The sequence below is a fragment of the Sanguibacter inulinus genome (assembly GCF_013415325.1).
Lineage (GTDB): Bacteria > Actinomycetota > Actinomycetes > Actinomycetales > Cellulomonadaceae > Sanguibacter > Sanguibacter inulinus.
The window spans coordinates 1-15,736 of the sequence record NZ_JACBYE010000068.1 but is presented as its reverse complement, the minus strand read 5'-3'; the positions used below and the strand labels follow the sequence as shown (position 1 = coordinate 15,736).

Sequence of the window (15,736 nt, the reverse complement as noted above, 5' to 3'; positions counted from 1 at the left end):
CACCCCCACCCTCACGAGGAGCGCCGCATGACCTCCGCACCTGCCCACACCTCCCTCCAGGTCTCCGAGATCTCCGAGCTGTCTGCCCGGGTCCTCGCCGAGGTCGGGACCGTGGTCGTCGGGATGGAGAAGCCGCTGCGGACAGCCCTCGCGGCGATCCTGGCAGGCGGGCACGTGCTCTTCGAGGACGTGCCAGGCCTCGGCAAGACGCTCGCGGCCCGCAGCCTGGCGTCGGCCCTCGGTCTCGACTTCGCACGCCTCCAGTGCACCCCGGACCTGCTTCCGGCCGACATCACGGGCTCGACGGTCTACGACCCGGCGACACGTGAGTTCGTCTTCAGGCCGGGCCCGGTCTTCACCGGTCTGTTCCTCGCGGACGAGATCAACCGCACCGCTCCCAAGACGCAGTCGGCGCTGCTCGAGGCCATGGCCGAGCGTCAGGTGACGATCGACGGGACGACGTACCCGCTCACCCTGCCGTTCCACGTCATGGCGACGTCGAACCCTGTCGAGTACGAGGGCACGTACCCGCTCCCCGAGGCCCAGCTCGACAGGTTCATGGTGCGGCTCGCCGTCGGCTACCCGGACCGCGAGGCCGAGTTCGACGTGCTGAACCGCAGGCTCGACCGTCGCCAGGAGTTCAGCCCGGTCCAGGCCGTCGTCTCGCCCGAGACGCTGCTGGCCATGCAGTCGGGCGTCGAAGACGTCACGCTCGACCCTGACGTGATCCGCTACTGCGTGGACCTGGCTGCCGCGACGCGCTCGTTGTCCGACCTCGAGGTCGGCGCCTCGCCGCGAGGCTCGCAGACGCTCATGCTCGTCGCCCGCGCCCTGGCAGTCATCGACGGACGTGACTACGTGCTCCCCGAGGACGTCAAGGCCGTCGCCGTCCCCGTCCTCGCGCACCGCCTGACGCTCAGCCCTGCTGCGTGGGCTGCGGGGACGAGCACCGAGACCCTCGTCATCAGCCTGCTCGACCAGGTCGCGGGTCCTGCGACCGTGGCCGAGGCGGACAGCGCGTCCGTACGGCCGTGACGAGCAGCGGGGCCGTGACGAGCAGCGGAATAATGACGAGCAGCGGGGCCATGACGAGAGGCGGGGCCGAGCAGGCCGCAGCCGCCGGCTCTTCTGCGCCGGTCCGGTGGGAGCGCGACGCCGTGGTGGTCGTGAGTGCTCTCACCGGCCTGGTGCTCGTCTGCGTGGGCCTCGTCTTCGGGCGGCCTCAGGTCGTCGCCCTCGCCGTGCCCCTCGTGCTCTCGGCGGTCTGGGCGGCGGCGAACCGCCCGACGGGACCGGTCCGGGTGACGACTGTCGCCGGTGGGACCGCGGTGCGCGACCGCGAGCTGGTCGTCGCGCTGACCCTCGAGGTCCCGGACGGTGCCTCGGTCGTCAGGGTGCAGGCCTCGAGCCCGGGCAACGAACCGCTCGACGCGCTCGTCGCTGTCCCCAGCGGCGCGCGGACGGTCGACCTGACGACGCCGTCGGTCCGGACGGGACCTCGTGAGCTGTTCAGCATCGACGCCGTTCCGCTGGCAGACGAGGGCGGCTGGTTCCTCGACGCCTCGCACGTCGCGCCGGACCACGTGCTCGTGCTGCCGCGCGTGCGCAGGCTCGACGTCGTCCCGGTGCGGTCCCAGCTGCGTGGCCTCACAGGTCCGCACAGCTCGCGGCGCCCGGGTGACGGGTCGCAGCTGCGAGACATCGCCCTGTTTCGTCCCGGGGACTCGGTCCGACGTGTCGACTGGCGCACGACCGCGCGTCGCTCCCCCGAGGTGAGCGAGCTCTACGTCCGGCGGACCTTCGCGGCCTCGGAGGCCTCTGTGGTGATCGTCGTCGACTCGCGTGACGACGTGGGCCCCGAGGTCGCGACCTGGGGCGGGTACCGCGAGACCGCTCCGGACGTGCAGACGTCTCTCGACATCGCCCGTGAGGCTGCCGCGACCATCGCCACGGTCGTCGTGGACGGCGGCGACAGGCTGGGCTTCGAAGACCTCGGTCGTCTCCACACCCCCGTACCGATGTCGGGCGGCAAGCGTCATCTGCAGCGGGTGGTGCACGCCCTCGCGCTGGCCAGGCCGGCCGGGGCGCCGCGGCATCGTGAGCGACCCCCGCAGATCCCCACGGGCTCCATGGTCTACCTGTTCTCGACCTTCCTCGACGACTCGGCCTCGCAGATCGCGCTCCGGTGGAGCGCGCAGGGGCACGAGGTGGTCGCCGTCGACACCCTCCCGGAGGAGATCTTGCGCGGGCTCGACCGACGCGAGGTGCACGCGTGGCGCCTGACCGACATCGCTCGACGCGACAGGCTGTTCGAGCTCTCGAGGTCTGGGGTCACCGTGCTGCGGTGGGCGTCGGATGATCCGTCGGTCGCGCTGCGGGCGCGTGCCAGGGCCCTGCGGGGGCACTCGTGAGCCCGCGGTCGGAGGGGACCGAGAAGACCGCGGCCATGACGAGCACCGGCTCCGCACCCGCCTCGCGCACACGCAAGGGCGCAGAGATCGAGATCGGTCGATCTGTGCCCGGCTGGGCTCTCCACGTCGCGCTCGGGGTCGCTGTCCTGACCGGGCTGCTCGTCGGCATGGCCGGCAGCGAGGTCTCGGCTGCGCTCGTCACTGTCGCGGCACTCGGGCTCGCAGCCGGGACCGTCGCCAACGCGCGGCGACCTGGCTACGGGCTCGGGGCCATCGCCGTCGGGCTGATGCTGCTCCCCTTCGTGCTGACCGCTCCCGCGGGCTACACGTGGCGGACGCCGGTGCTGATGGTCCTCGTCCATGCGGTCCTCAGGCTCAGCTGGTTCGCCACCGTCGCTGCTCCTCGGACCCAGGTCGAGGCCGCGGTCCTCGTCACGGAGGGCCGCCGGGCGGCCGTGCTGAATCTCGTCGGCCAGCTGGTCGCGCTGCTGGCTGGTGTGCTCACGGCAGTGTCCGGCTCGACGTCGTCGATGACCTGGCCGTGGTTCGCCGTGCTGGGCGCTGTCGCCGCTCTCTCGCTGGCCCTGCTGCTGCGGAACGGGCTCCCCACCGGCCACGATGCGTCAGGGCAGCGCGTCTAACTTCTGCGAAGTCCGCCGTCCAGGTGCACGATGGAGACAGGTGGTTCACCACCCATCGGATCACGTCTGGAGGACTGCGAACATGATGGCTCGCAAGCAACTGCCCAAGTACACCGTCCCCTCGCTCACGCCTGAGCAGGGCCAGGAGGTCGCCCGGATCCTGCAGCTCCGTCTCACCGCCCTGAACGACCTGGCGCTGACGCTCAAGCACATCCACTGGAACGTCGTGGGCCCGCACTTCATCGCGGTCCACGAGATGCTCGACCCGCAGGTCGACGCAGTCCGCCTCATGGTCGACGCGACCGCCGAGCGCATCGCGACCCTCGGTGTCGCCCCCCGTGGGACGCCCGGAGTGATCGTGTCGGAGCGCTCCTGGGACGACTACTCCCTCGGCCGGGCCACGACGATCGCGCACCTCGGCGCCCTCGACGAGGTGTACCAGGGTGTCATCACCGACCACCGCAAGGCCGCGACCGACGTCGAAGAGCTCGACGACGTCACGAACGACCTGCTCATCGGTCACCTGCACGAGCTCGAGCTGTTCCACTGGTTCGTGCGCGCCCACCTGGAGTCCTCGGGTGGGTCGCTGAGCACCGCTGACGAGACGACCGAGGTCGGTGCGGCCGAGAAGGCCGACGAGAAGGCCAAGAAGTCCTCCTGACCCGGGAGTGAAGGGTCACAGACCCCCCTGACGACGAAGGCTCCGACCGAGACGGTCGGAGCCTTCGTCGCGTCTGGGTGGTGGACGCGTCCGTCGAGGGCTGCGGAGGGCTGGACGGAAGACAGCTGCGGGGAGCCACGGCGGTCATCCGGCTGCGCGGAGTTGCAGCTGAACGGTGCGGCAGCCAAACGGTGCGGCAGCCAAACGGTGCGGCAGCCGAACGCAGACTCAGCTGAACGCAGACTCAGCTGAACGCAGTCTCAGCTCAACGGTGCAGCAGCGTCCTCAGCTGGCCCTCAGCTGCGCAGGGCCTCGATCAGCTCGGCCTTGCGCATCGAGGAGTACCCGGTCAGCCCGACCTCTTTCGCACGGCCGCGGAGCTCTGCGACGGTCCACTCGTCGTAGGGCGGAGAGTCGCCGCCCCGCTTGCCGACCTGCGACCGCGAGTCTCGCGCGGCCGCGTTGGCGATCCTGGCGGCCTTGCCCTTCGAGCTGCCCTCGTCGCGGAGCTTCTCGTAGAGCTCGGGGTCTTTCACGCTCGGTCCTGGGTCTTCGCGTGGCACTGTGTGCTCCTTCCGCCGGTGGATGGGTCCACTCCAGTCTCGGACGAGCCCGTCGATGGCGCACCCGGGGCCACCCGGTCCTGCACGGGCCTGCGTGGGCCCGCGTAGGCTCGCCCGGTGGACCCGACCCCTCGCCTCGAGCTGCCCGCAGACCTTCCGGCAGACCTCGTGCTGCCGTCGACCGTCGAGGGCACGGCGGTCCACGAGCTCGTCATCAAGAAGTCGCGGTTCATCGCCCGGGCCACGCACGTGGAGTCGGTCGAGGAGGCTGACGCTGTCGTCGCGGCTGTCCGCAAGGAGCTCTGGGACGCCCGGCACAGCTGTGTGGCGCTGGTCGTCGGGCAGCGCGCCGACAGGCAGCGCTCGTCGGACGACGGTGAACCGTCGGGCACCGCCGGTGTGCCCATGCTCGAGGTCCTGCGGCACCGCGGGCTCACCGACGTGGTCGTGGTGGTCACCCGGTACTTCGGCGGCGTCCTGCTCGGGGCTGGTGGCCTCGTCCGGGCCTACTCGTCGTCGGTGAGCGAGGTGCTCGACAGGGCGACCGTCGTGGCTCGCGAGCCCCGGGTCGAGGTCGTTCTCGAGACGGACCACGCGTCGGCGGGGCGTCTCGAGAACGTCCTACGGGAATGGTGCCACGTGCACAGGGCGGTCTTCGCGACGCCTGCGTACGGGACGGGCGTCGAGCTCGCCGTGCTGCTGCGCCCGCGGGACCTCGCCTCCTACGACCAGCTGGTCGCGTCTGAGACAGCTGGCGGGGCTGTACCCGTCGTGCGGGGCTGGCAGGTCAGCGACATCCCTGCCTGACGGCACCCAGGCGGGTGGCTGTCACCACGACCAGCCTCTCGCGCAGAGCTCGAGCTCTTGCCGCATCCGTTCGTCTTCGTCGACCACCCAGGTGTCGCTGACCAGCTCGTCTGTCGCCGGTGACCGCGACTGGTCGTCGAGCCCGACGAGCAGGCACGCCTGACGCAGGATCGCGTCGTAGGCGTACTGGGTGGCCCGCAGGTGGTGGGCCCGGGCCAGAGAGGTCTCGTCGTGCTCGATGCGCTGGATCTGCGTGGCGAGAGTCGAGAGGCGCAGCTGCAGGGCGAGGATCTCGAAGGGGTCGATCTCAGGTGCCGCAGGCTTCGACGAGGGACGGGCGCGCGGGAACGAGCGAGCCCGCCGGAGGAGCACCCAGGCCGCGAGCACGCCGACGAGCAGAGCCACCAGAAGCACGATCCACACCATGGTCCCGCCCTCGCCGATGAGGAGAGCACCAGACTAGGACGCCGTCGCACCGAGCGCCACGGGTGCCGCGGAGAGGCAGTCCGGTGAGACGGTTCCGACAGCTCAGCCCCGACAGCTCAGCCCCGACGGACCGGGTGCCACCTGGGTCCGTAGCGCTGGGTGAGCCGCGCCGCCGGGACGTCGACGAGGACTCCCGTGGTCGAGCAGACGTGGTCGTAGACACGCCAGGCCGACGCGTCGTCGTCGGCGGTGAACCTCACGGTGAGACGGGCTTCGCCGGAGACGACGCCGACGTCGTAGGCCTCGACGGTCACGAGGTCTCGTGCCGCCTGGGCTGCTGCCGGCAGCACGTCAGGTGCGGCGACGCCCTGTGCAAGGGCTCCGACGGTCAGGACCACGCGGTACGAGGGCATCAGACGATGGTAGGTGCCCGTCGTGGTCCTCTCAGACCTCTCCGGTCCGGCTCAGGGTTCGTCGGTCGCCGCCCAGGCCCTGCGCACCTGCTCGAAGCGTGTCGGCAGCGGCGGCCGCACCCCTGCGTGCCGTGCGTTGGTGCGCTGGACGAACCGCCGCCACGAGAGCACGAGCCCCTGCCGGGTGATGGGCAGCCCCGCAGCGACAGTGACCCCGTTGTCGTGGGTGTGGTGGACGGTGAGCAGGAGCGCGCGCGGGACCGACCCCTCCAGCTCGACGCACAGCTCGTCTCGCACGACGAGCCAGCGTCGCAGCACGACGAGGGCGCTGTCGTCGAGCAGGTGCTCGTGGACGACCCGGTGCTTGCCGTGCTGCACCACCACGCTCCCCTCCTCGAGGTCGAAGGAGTCGACCGTGCAGCGCAGCAGGTCGGAATAGCGGGCACCTGTGCACCGGACGAGCCCCACGATGACGGCGAGGCGCACGGTCTCCGGCTTCGCACCGTCAGTTGTGGCAGCGCTCGCGAGGTCACGCCAGACGGTCTCCGCCTCGTGGAGGGTGACGGGCGGCCGTGGGTATCTGGTCCGTGCTGGTGTGGGTGGCGAGGTCATCGCGATGGTCTCCCGGCTAGCGGTACGCGCTTGGCACACTATTTATATCAGGAACCGCAGATCAGGTTCACCTGGTGAGACATGGGGACCCAACTGCACCGATCGTCGTCCTGACGTGCTTCACTGCACCGACCCGTCGGACCGCCACGATCGCAGGAGCTCATGACCTCTCTCCTCACGACGACCGGTGGGCGCGCCGTCCTGCTGGTCGTGCTGCTCGGGATCGTCTCGGCTGCCTGGTGGGTCCGGGCTCAGCGCTCCGGGACGGTGCGGTCCGTGCGCCCCTCTCGGGGCTCCGCTCCCCCGGCCGACCTCCTGCTCCTCGATGCCGTGCAGGCTGCGGGTGCGACGATCGGGCGCCGGGCGACCTTCGTCCAGCTCTCCTCCGAGGTCTGCACACCGTGCCGTCGCACGGCCGCTGTCCTCAGCCGCCTGGTCGACGACGCACCGGGGGTCGCGCACGTCGAGCTGGACGCGGCGCAGCACCCGGAGCTGGTGCGGACGCTCCGGGTGCTGAGGACACCGACGGTCATCGTGCTCGACGGCGCGGGCCTGGAGCGAGGACGTAGCTCCGGTGCGATGACCCCCACCCAGGCCCTCGTGGCTCTCGACGTGGTCCCGGAGGTCGAGGCTCAGCGCCCGGCACGATCAGAGACGAGACGAGCATGACCGAGACCACCTCCCCGACACCGTCAGCCGGCGCTCCTGCGGGCATCGACCCCCGTGGCCCGCGCTTCGGGGCGGCACTGACGGCGATCTTGCTGGCTGTCGTCGTCCTGCTCGGCACGTCGACGGCGGCCTTCGTGCTGCTCGGGGTCGCCGTGCTGCTCTTCGCCGTGGGCACGGTGCGCGGTTCGCAGGGGACGCTCCAGGGCGCCATCTTCCGGCGCTGGGTGCGCCCACGCCTGTCTGCGCCGGCCGAGCTCGAAGACCCTCGCCCACCGCGGTTCGCCCAGGGGGTCGGGCTGGGCGTCACCGCGGTGGGTCTGCTCCTCGGGGTGCTCGGTGTCGCTGCGGCCGTCCCTGTCAGTGCTGCGGTCGCCCTCGTGGCAGCCTTCCTCAACGCTGCCTTCGACCTCTGCCTCGGCTGCGAGCTCTACCTGCTGCTGCAGCGTCTCCGGCCTGGTCGCACCTCGACCGCATCGACCGCCTCCACCCGCTAGACGATCGGGGTGAGCGCGGCGTACTGCTCGACGCTGCCGTCCGCCAGGCACGTCTCGATGATCGCGCGGCCCAGGGGGTCGAGGTCGTCGGTGAGGAACTGCGGGAGCTCGCTCTTGAAGAAGTCCGTGAGGATCTTCGCGCCGGTGTCGTAGGCCTCCTCGCCGACCTGGGACTGGTTCTCGGGCTGCAAGAACGTCGGGCGGACGAGCTGTCCGTCGATCTTCATCTCGGTCAGCGCATAGCCGAAGAGCGGGCAGCGGGCCGGCGTGAGGTGGTCAGGCCTGAAGGTCGCACCACCGCGACGAGCCAGGTACTCGCGGGTCAGCCACTCTGCCGTGAAGCCGACCTTGTAGGCCCCGATGTGCTGGTTGGGAACGAGGACGTACCGGGTACGCGGCGCGTCGACGATCTGCCGCAGCAGCAGGTTCGCGGCAGCGACCTTGGTGCCTGTCGAGAACGGCCAGTACGAGCCGACCCCCTCGGCGACCATGCGGTGCTTGGTCGCCTCGACAGAGGCCTGGGTCTCGATGATCGACGGGTTCTTGTGCCCACGCGGGGCGATGAGACGCCACAACCAGGCGAGCGAGGGCGGGATCACCTGGAGCATCCCCATGATCCCGTAGCTGGGGTCGTCGCGGGTCGCCGGCGGCATCCGGACGCCGAAGCTGCGGACGTCGACCTCCTCGGCGGCGTCGAGCACGATCTTCTTGATCATCCGGCGGGGCACGACGACGCGCGGGTTCGGGCACGGGGTCCCGTCGGAGTCGAGGGTGTGCTCCCAGATGAGGCAGGTCGCCCCGGGGACTCCCTGCATGTTGAAGAACACGAGCGGTTCGTCGGGGTGGACCGTCACCGACTCGAGGTTCGGGTCGGAGCCGTAGGACGTCATGCTGTCGGTCCGCAGGAACCAGCCGTCTTCGGCGTCCGTCACCACGAGCCTGCCCGAGTCGTTCTGGATCGAGGGGTGGCAGAGCGTCATGTCGTCGGTGACCGGGCTGAGGGTCGAGACCTCGCTGAGCGACATGTAGTAGGGCTCGTCGGAGACGACGTTGACACCGAGCAGGATGCGGCCGTCGTCTTCACGGTGCAGCTCTTCGAGCATCTCGGACTTGCCTCCGCCCGATGCGCCCTCGTGCATGATCACGGTCTCGTTCTCGTAGGGCGTGGTCACACGGACGGCAGACGCATGGGCGGTGACCCAGCCCTCCTGCTCACCGATGTCGAGCAGGACCGAGAAGACGCCCTTCTTGGCGGAGGGACCCGGGTAGAGGTTGTAGGAGAAGATCTCGTGGAGCGTCTCCGAGCGGTCGTGCACGACCACCTGCCGCCCGTCGAAGTGCGTGTGCCGGAACGGAGGCGCGACGTAGATGATCGACCGGGGCGCGAAGGGCTCAGACTCGGCCAGGTCGACGAAGCCCTGGAGGTCGACGAGGGCCGTCGCGAAGAACGCTGCGTTCGCCGGCACGATCGCGAGGGACGGCGTGCCGTAGGTGAGCCCGCCCGCGCGGAAGGGCACGACGAGGAGCTCTTGCGAGGCGAGCCAGTCGAGGGTCTCCTGGCGGACCGGGGCGAACTCCGCCCCGAAGGTGTCACGGTACCGAGGCTTGTCTGTCGGCAGGTCGTCGGCGATGCGCATGCAGTCCGGGTCACGCCGACGCAGGTAGTCCTCGGGGTAGTTGACGACGATCCCGTTCTTGCACCGGACCACGTCGGCCTCCTTGACGGGCCCCCTCCCCTGGACGTCGTAGACGACGTCGAAGGTGGGCGGTGCGCCTGCGCCTGTCGCGCGGTCGAGCAGGTCGCTGCGGGTCGTCGGGACGAAGACGTCCGGGGCTGACTCCAGTGCAGCGCGCACCTCCGCGGGCAAGATCACCGTGCTCAAGAGCTGGTTCACCGTGGTTCCTCACATCTGTCCTCGCAGGTCGGCCAGACCGAGCGGCCTGGCCGGGTGCCGGGGGTGCGCGGGCTCCGTGCTCACGCCTCCAGCAGCGTAGGCGTGACGTGGGTCACTCGAAGGGGGCCTTAGGGCCTTGATCTTCCGCCGTGGATTCCGATATGGGCTCCTTGGCGGGTGGTGCGGTCTGGGCGTGGTCACCAGGGTGCGCGGTGCGCTTGGCACACTTTTTCTTAGGGGCCTTCAGGTGTCGCACCTCACGCATGTCCGAGCGGGAATACCTCCCACCTCTCGATAGTTGAGGCGTAAACTACATGCAAACGCATACATCTAAGGAGCTGGGCACCATGATGCAGTTCGGGATCTTCACGGTCGGCGACGTCACCCCCGACCCGACCACAGGCCGCACCCCCACCGAGAACGAGCGCATCAAGGCGACGATCGCTATCGCCCGCAAGGCCGAAGAGGTCGGGCTCGACGTCTTCGCGACGGGCGAGCACCACAACCCGCCCTTCGTGCCCTCCTCCCCCACGACCACCCTCGCCTTCATCGCGGCGCAGACCGAGCGCATCCTGCTCTCGACGTCCACGACGCTCATCACGACGAACGACCCCGTGAAGATCGCCGAGGACTACGCGACCCTGCAGCACCTCGCCGACGGCCGGATGGACCTCATGATGGGCCGCGGCAACACCGGTCCCGTCTACCCGTGGTTCGGCAAGGACATCCGTCAGGGCATCAACCTCGCGATCGAGAACTACGCGCTGCTGCACCGCCTGTGGCGTGAGGACGTCGTCGACTGGGAGGGGAAGTTCCGCACTCCCTTGCAGAGCTTCACCTCGACCCCGCGCCCCCTCGACGGCGTGGCGCCCTTCGTCTGGCACGGGTCGATCCGGACCCCGGAGATCGCCGAGCAGGCCGCGTACTACGGCGACGGCTATTTCCACAACAACATCTTCTGGCCGATCGAGCACACGAAGCAGATGGTCTCGCTCTACCGTCAGCGCTTCGAGCACTACGGCCACGGCACGGCCGACCAGGCGATCGTCGGGCTCGGCGGTCAGGTCTTCATGCGCAAGAACTCCCAGGACGCGCGGCGCGAGTTCCGCCCGTACTTCGACAACGCCCCGGTCTACGGCCACGGCCCGTCGATGGAGGACTTCACGGCTCAGACCCCGCTGACCGTCGGCAGCCCGCAGGAGGTCATCGACCGTTACGCCGCCATGCGCGACCACGTCGGCGACTACCAGCGCCAGCTGTTCCTCATGGACCACGCAGGACTGCCGCTCAAGACGGTCCTCGAGCAGCTCGACCTGCTCGGCGAAGAGGTCGTGCCCGTGCTCCGCAAGGAGCTGGCCGTCGGACGCCCGGCGCACGTCCCGGACGCCCCGACCCACGCGTCCCTCGTGGCGAAGGCCGGCGGGGCGCACGACTCCACGGTCTACGCACCCGCAGACGACGTCACGGGCGCCTCGCCCGTCGCCGCACGATGACCACGACCGAGGTCGTCCGGTCTCCGGGCCGGGCGGCCGCGGGCTCGTCAGTCGAAGGCCAGGCTGTCGCGGGCCGGACGGCCGCGGGCTCGTCAGTCGAGAGCCAGGCAGTCGCGGGCTCGTCGATGGCAGGCTCGTCGCCCGCGACCAGGCCCTCTGTCGACGGCCGTCTCGCGGCAGCGTCGTGGGAGGCACTGTTCCGGGCTCAGGTCGCGCTCATGCGGAGGTTCTCCGCCGACGACATCTGGCACCCGGTGAGCATGCGCGAGTACGACGTGCTGTTCACCCTGACCTCAGCACCGGCGGGTCTGCGTCTCAACGAGCTGAACCGCGAGGTGCTCGTCACCCAGCCGTCCCTGAGCCGGATGGTCGAACGCCTCGAGTCCAAGGGGCTCGTCACGCGCTGCGCTGCTGAGGGCGACCGGCGCGGCACCCTCATCCGTCTGACGGACGAGGGCGCCGCGCTCCAGAAGGAGATCGGGCGCCGGCACGTGCGCAGCATCCGCAAGTACCTCGAGCCCGCACTCGACGAGCAGCAGCTGACGATGCTGCTCGAGCTCTGCACCACGCTGCGGACCGCCCAGGACTCGATCCCCGACTGAGGGCAAGGCAGTGACGGCAGACGCTGTGCAACAGCGTGCCTCCGGTCACCATCCGCAGCGAACGCAGTCACCAGCCCGCACCAGCAGGCACGAGCCCGCACCACCTCGTCCGTCTCGCACGACACGCACCGCCTCGCACGACACGCACCACCTCGTACCACCACGGCATCTTCACGATCCTTCACGCACCCGCAGGAGCCACCATGAACACCCGCACACTCGTCGCCATCTCGGCAGGTCTGAGCCAGCCGTCGTCCACCCGCCTGCTCGCCGACCGTCTCGTGGCCGACACCGTCACCGACCTCGAGGGGCGCGGTGTCGCCGTCGAGCTCCGGACGGTCGACCTGCGCGACCTCGCGCACGACATCACCGACAACCTGCTGACAGGCTTCCCGTCTCCGCGCCTCAAGGAGGTCGTCGAGGCTGTCGAGCACGCCGACGGGGTCATCGCGGTCACGCCGATCTTCACGGCGTCGTACTCGGGCCTGTTCAAGAGCTTCGTGGACATCCTGGACTCCAAGGCGCTCGTCGGGACTCCTGTCCTGCTCGGGGCGACTGCTGGGACTGCCCGTCACTCGCTCGCCCTCGACCACGCGCTGCGGCCGCTCTTCGCGTACCTGCGGGCCGTCGTGGCACCGACCGCAGTCTTCGCGGCCTCCGAGGACTGGGGCTCCGGCGACGCCTCGACAGGCGAGCTGGCGTCGCGCATCACCCGGGGCGCAGGAGAGCTGGCGGCTCTCGTGGCCGCCCACGAGCCGACCTCCGCAGTCCCTGACCTCCTGGCAGGTCTCGTGCCCTTCGAGCAGCAGCTCGCCGGCGGTGCCTGAGATACCGGGGCCGCCTGACATTCCTGCCTGACCCTGGTCGACCCGTCGCAGACGTGACTCAGCAGACTGCGGTGTGTGGTACCGCGAAGTTCGCGACCAGCGTAAACTTGTGCGTCGAGGCGAGGTTCGACGACGCACCAGGTCCTCCACCTCTCCTACCGCTGTCGAGCAGGGACTCCGTGACACTGAACATCTGGCTCAACCGCACCTACGCGACCAACTACTGGTTCCTGCAGATGCTCCGCTCCAACCCGGACAACACGCCCGTCCGGCTCTTCGCCACCCACACCGACGAGACCTCTCCTGTCCTCCAGGCGGCCGACGTCACGCAGATCGAGCCGCGCCTCTCCGGTGACGCCTACGTCGACTGGGCGCTGGCCTTCTGCCAGCAGCACGCGATCGACGTGCTGCTGCCCGGCAAGGAGATGCTCGCGATCGCGCAGCGCACGGCCGAGTTCGCCGCGATCGGTGTGCACGTGCTCGCCTCCCCCGCCGCGTCGATCGCGCTGCTCGACGACAAGGACGCGACCTACGCGTCGGCGTCAGCGCTCGGGGTGCCGGTGCCACCGTGGCGCACGGCCCAGGGGGCGGACGCCTTCGTCGACGCCGTCGCGTCGCTGCGTGCCGAGCTGGAGGCCGACGAGGTCGTCTGCATCAAACCGCTCCAGGGTGTCGGCGCCGAGGGCTTCCGCATCCTCGACGACTCGGTTGCCTCCCTCGACGACCTGCTCGCCGCCCCCGCGCACAAGATCCGCACCGACGAGGTCGCCTTCGCCCTCGAGCGTGCCGCAGCAGCCGGCCGCGAGCTGCCGACCTTCATGGTGCTGCCGTACATGGCGTCTCCGGAGATCAGCGTCGACTGCCTCTCGACGCCCTTCGGCGAGACCCTCGCGGCGCTCCCTCGCGCCAAGTCCGGGCGCAAGCGCACCTTCCTCGACGACGAGCCGCGCGCCGTGGAGATCGCCCACCGGATGGTCGACTCCTACCAGCTCGCGTACCTGACCAACACGCAGCTGCGCTGGTGGCGGGGAGAGCTCGCGCTCCTCGAGGTGAACACCCGACCGTCAGGCGGGCTGTACGCCGCCTCGCTCACCGGGCTCAACCTGCCGTGGGCCGCCGTGAGGCTCGCGACGGACGGCACGTACCCCGTCCTCGAGCCGCAGCTCGGGCACTCCTTCGTGTCCGTCGACACCGTGGTCTCGCTGCCCGCAGCCGTCGAGGCACCCGTGACGAACCTCAACCCGCTGCGCACGGCCGAGCCTCTCGTCACGGGCAGGACGCTCGCGGACATCGTCTGAGGCAGCACTGCCGTCGTCTCGAGCACTGCCGTCGTCTCGAGCACTGCCGTCGTCTGAGCCTCCTCACGCCGACGGCGGCTCCCTCGTCGAGAAGGAGCCGCCGTCGTCGTGCTGTGCCTGGTGGTCGCTCGTCGTGGCGCCGCCAGGTCAGATCTTCGTGCTCAGCCTCAGAGGTCGAACTCGGTCGGAGCGATCCCGACGGCAAAGCACGCCTCCCGGACGGCCAGTCGCTCGTGCTCGTCGAAGGTGCCGTCGGCCCCGCCGATGATCACGCCGATCTGCAGGACGGCGCGTGCCTGGTCCTGCTTCGGCTTGAGCTTGGAGATCGCGCTGATGGCCTCGACCTTGCCGAAGTCGTAGTCGCGCTCGAGACGGTCGCAGAAGTGGTCGAACTTCTCCTTGAGCTCAGCCGGCGGGAAGACGGCGAGCACGTCGTTGCTCATGATGAGCGCGGCAGTCTTCTGACGCTCGGCGGGGTCGATCGAGCCGTCGGCGGCGGCGATGAGCGCGCACATCGCCATGGTGCCGTTGGCGAAGTCCTTGTTCTTGAACTGCTTGGTCTTCGTCGAGAGCTGCTCGCTCATCTCCGAGGTCTTCGTCTTGAGCTGGTCCCAGAACGCCATGGATGTCCTCCGCGTAGGTGGTGACGTGGGCTCTCGCCCGCGATGCTGTCGCTGCGGCGACGCCGCAGGACCCGTCGCATCGTAACCCCCTGCGCTGGGCAGATGCCTGGAACGGGCATGGGGAGAACACCCCGGATGCTGTCACACGAGATCTTGGTGACGTCGCACACTCAGGCACGAGGCACGAGACACGAGGTATGAGGCGGCGCTGGCTCCCGGCCGGCCGAGCGGCTTTGCTCACCTGGTCCTGCGGCCCGCCGTCGCACATGCCGTCGCGAGGGCCTCGAGCGCCAGGTCGACAGCCTCGGCCGTCGCGCTGCGTCCGGTGTGGTTGATCCGCACGAGCCGACCGCCGAGCGAGCCGGGGCCGGCGACGACCAGACCTCGGCCTGCGGCCACGGCAGCCTCGGTGAAGGCTCGAGGGTCGACGTCCTCAGGCACGGCGACAGTCGTGACGACCGACGCGTAGCCCTGCGGTCCGCGCTGCCAGGGCCTGAGCCCGAGGTCCGCGAGGCCTGCACGTGCCCTCGACGCCGCAGCCTCGTGACGTGCCACGACAGCCGCCAGCCCTTCGGTCTCGACCCTGTCGAGCGCAGCACCCAGCGCACGGGTCTCGAGGACCGACGGGGTCCCCGGGATGACCGAACGGTCCGTCCGCAACCATCCGTCCCGCCAGTCGAGCAGGGAGAGCGACGAGCTCCGCAGCGGGGCCGGGTGCGACTCCGCGAGGTCCCACGCACGGTCCGACACCGTCGCGGCACTGATGCCGGCGGGCCCGGCGAGGGCCTTCTGCGGTCCGATCACGCAGACGTCGGCGCCCCAGGCGGTCGGGTCGACGGGTTCGGCCCCGACCGAGGCGACGGCATCGACGACCGTGACGACGCCCCGCTCGCTGGCGGCCCGCACGATCTCGGCGACAGGGTTCGACCCGCCTGTCGCGGCCTCGGCGTGGGCGAGGGCGAGCACCGACACGTCCGGGTGGGCGTCGAGGGCCGCGACGACCTGCTCGACCGTCGCGACAGAGTCGAGCGCGCTCTCGACGTCGACCACGCTCGCGCCTGCGCGGCGCATCCAGTCGCCGAAGATCACGCCGTATGGTCCCGTCGCCACGTTGATCGTCACCCGGCCTGGTGCCGCGAGGGCTGTCGCGACAGCCTCGAGGGCGAGGATCGCCTCGGCCTGGAACACCACGACCGAGTCGTCGGAGCCGAGGAGCCGGGCGAGCTGCTGCTCGATGCCTGCGAGCGTCGACGGCAGGAGGGGCGCGGGGTCGAGCAGGTATGCTTCGGGGTGGGTCCTGT

Annotated in this window: 18 protein-coding genes; 11 read left to right on the top strand and 7 right to left on the bottom strand. The window is 70.1% G+C overall.

Annotated features, from left to right (window positions below):
• Positions 1-27 precede the first annotated feature (27 nt).
• The 4 genes from HZZ10_RS17760 to HZZ10_RS17745 all read left to right on the top strand — a co-directional run bounded on the left by HZZ10_RS17760 (position 28) and on the right by HZZ10_RS17745 (position 3,713).
• Positions 28-1,035 carry an AAA family ATPase gene (locus HZZ10_RS17760; RefSeq protein WP_179914531.1) on the top strand — a complete coding sequence of 336 codons (1,008 nt, stop codon included), beginning with the start codon at positions 28-30 and terminating at the stop codon, positions 1,033-1,035.
• Between the two features lie 50 nt (positions 1,036-1,085).
• The gene (locus tag HZZ10_RS17755) at positions 1,086-2,411 is read left to right on the top strand and encodes a DUF58 domain-containing protein (RefSeq protein ID WP_179914530.1); all 1,326 of its coding nucleotides are present in this window, start codon (positions 1,086-1,088) and stop codon (positions 2,409-2,411) included.
• 35 nt (positions 2,412-2,446) lie between these two features.
• Positions 2,447-3,052: a hypothetical protein gene (locus HZZ10_RS17750; protein WP_179914529.1), complete on the top strand. Its 606-nt coding sequence runs from the start codon at positions 2,447-2,449 to the stop codon at positions 3,050-3,052.
• 85 nt (positions 3,053-3,137) lie between these two features.
• Positions 3,138-3,713 (top strand): Dps family protein, encoded by a 576-nt coding sequence (locus HZZ10_RS17745; protein ID WP_056134170.1) that lies wholly within the window; start codon positions 3,138-3,140, stop codon positions 3,711-3,713.
• Between the two features lie 296 nt (positions 3,714-4,009).
• Here HZZ10_RS17745 and HZZ10_RS17740 read toward each other — a convergent pair whose 3' ends face one another.
• Complete coding sequence (locus HZZ10_RS17740) at positions 4,010-4,276, bottom strand: DUF7218 family protein (RefSeq protein WP_179914528.1); 267 nt, start codon at positions 4,274-4,276, stop codon at positions 4,010-4,012.
• Positions 4,277-4,393: 117 nt separating this feature from the next.
• Here HZZ10_RS17740 and HZZ10_RS17735 point away from each other — a divergent pair, with 117 nt between their 5' ends.
• Entirely contained in the window at positions 4,394-5,083 is a 690-nt protein-coding gene (locus tag HZZ10_RS17735; protein WP_179914527.1) for a YigZ family protein, read from the top strand.
• Positions 5,084-5,104: 21 nt separating this feature from the next.
• On the opposite strand, the gene HZZ10_RS17730 is transcribed toward HZZ10_RS17735, so the two are convergent.
• The 3 genes from HZZ10_RS17730 to HZZ10_RS17720 form a co-directional block, all read right to left on the bottom strand.
• A complete protein-coding gene (locus tag HZZ10_RS17730; protein ID WP_156382756.1) occupies positions 5,105-5,497 on the bottom strand; it encodes a hypothetical protein in 393 nt (130 codons plus the stop codon).
• Positions 5,498-5,625: 128 nt separating this feature from the next.
• Entirely contained in the window at positions 5,626-5,922 is a 297-nt protein-coding gene (locus HZZ10_RS17725) for a hypothetical protein (RefSeq protein ID WP_056132856.1), read from the bottom strand.
• 51 nt (positions 5,923-5,973) lie between these two features.
• Positions 5,974-6,534, bottom strand: coding sequence for a tyrosine-type recombinase/integrase (locus HZZ10_RS17720; RefSeq protein WP_179914526.1), 561 nt, complete (start codon positions 6,532-6,534; stop codon positions 5,974-5,976).
• Between the two features lie 162 nt (positions 6,535-6,696).
• Between HZZ10_RS17720 and HZZ10_RS17715 the strand changes: the two genes are divergently transcribed.
• Positions 6,697-7,203 carry a thioredoxin family protein gene (locus HZZ10_RS17715; RefSeq protein WP_179914525.1) on the top strand — a complete coding sequence of 169 codons (507 nt, stop codon included), beginning with the start codon at positions 6,697-6,699 and terminating at the stop codon, positions 7,201-7,203.
• The gene (locus tag HZZ10_RS17710) at positions 7,200-7,697 is read left to right on the top strand and encodes a DUF4395 domain-containing protein (RefSeq protein ID WP_179914524.1); all 498 of its coding nucleotides are present in this window, start codon (positions 7,200-7,202) and stop codon (positions 7,695-7,697) included. Before HZZ10_RS17715 ends, HZZ10_RS17710 begins: the two co-directional genes overlap by 4 nt.
• Here the strand turns inward: HZZ10_RS17710 and HZZ10_RS17705 are convergent.
• Complete coding sequence (locus tag HZZ10_RS17705) at positions 7,694-9,592, bottom strand: DUF4914 family protein (RefSeq protein WP_179914523.1); 1,899 nt, start codon at positions 9,590-9,592, stop codon at positions 7,694-7,696. The genes HZZ10_RS17710 and HZZ10_RS17705 overlap by 4 nt on opposite strands.
• Before the next feature lie 350 nt (positions 9,593-9,942).
• Here HZZ10_RS17705 and HZZ10_RS17700 point away from each other — a divergent pair, with 350 nt between their 5' ends.
• The 4 genes from HZZ10_RS17700 to HZZ10_RS17685 all read left to right on the top strand — a co-directional run bounded on the left by HZZ10_RS17700 (position 9,943) and on the right by HZZ10_RS17685 (position 13,812).
• Complete coding sequence (locus HZZ10_RS17700; RefSeq protein ID WP_056134174.1) at positions 9,943-11,085, top strand: LLM class flavin-dependent oxidoreductase; 1,143 nt, start codon at positions 9,943-9,945, stop codon at positions 11,083-11,085.
• Complete coding sequence (locus HZZ10_RS17695) at positions 11,082-11,687, top strand: MarR family winged helix-turn-helix transcriptional regulator (RefSeq protein ID WP_306526222.1); 606 nt, start codon at positions 11,082-11,084, stop codon at positions 11,685-11,687. Before HZZ10_RS17700 ends, HZZ10_RS17695 begins: the two co-directional genes overlap by 4 nt.
• A 203-nt stretch (positions 11,688-11,890) precedes the next feature.
• Complete coding sequence (locus HZZ10_RS17690) at positions 11,891-12,514, top strand: FMN reductase (protein WP_056132868.1); 624 nt, start codon at positions 11,891-11,893, stop codon at positions 12,512-12,514.
• Positions 12,515-12,693: 179 nt separating this feature from the next.
• On the top strand, positions 12,694-13,812 hold the full coding sequence (locus HZZ10_RS17685) for an ATP-grasp domain-containing protein (RefSeq protein WP_056132871.1): 1,119 nt from the start codon (positions 12,694-12,696) through the stop codon (positions 13,810-13,812).
• Between the two features lie 167 nt (positions 13,813-13,979).
• On the opposite strand, the gene HZZ10_RS17680 is transcribed toward HZZ10_RS17685, so the two are convergent.
• Positions 13,980-14,435 (bottom strand): tellurite resistance TerB family protein, encoded by a 456-nt coding sequence (locus tag HZZ10_RS17680; protein ID WP_179914522.1) that lies wholly within the window; start codon positions 14,433-14,435, stop codon positions 13,980-13,982.
• 237 nt (positions 14,436-14,672) lie between these two features.
• Positions 14,673-15,736, bottom strand: a 1,064-nt coding sequence (locus HZZ10_RS17675; protein ID WP_179914521.1) for a pyridoxal-phosphate-dependent aminotransferase family protein, incomplete at its 5' end; no start/stop codon positions are given.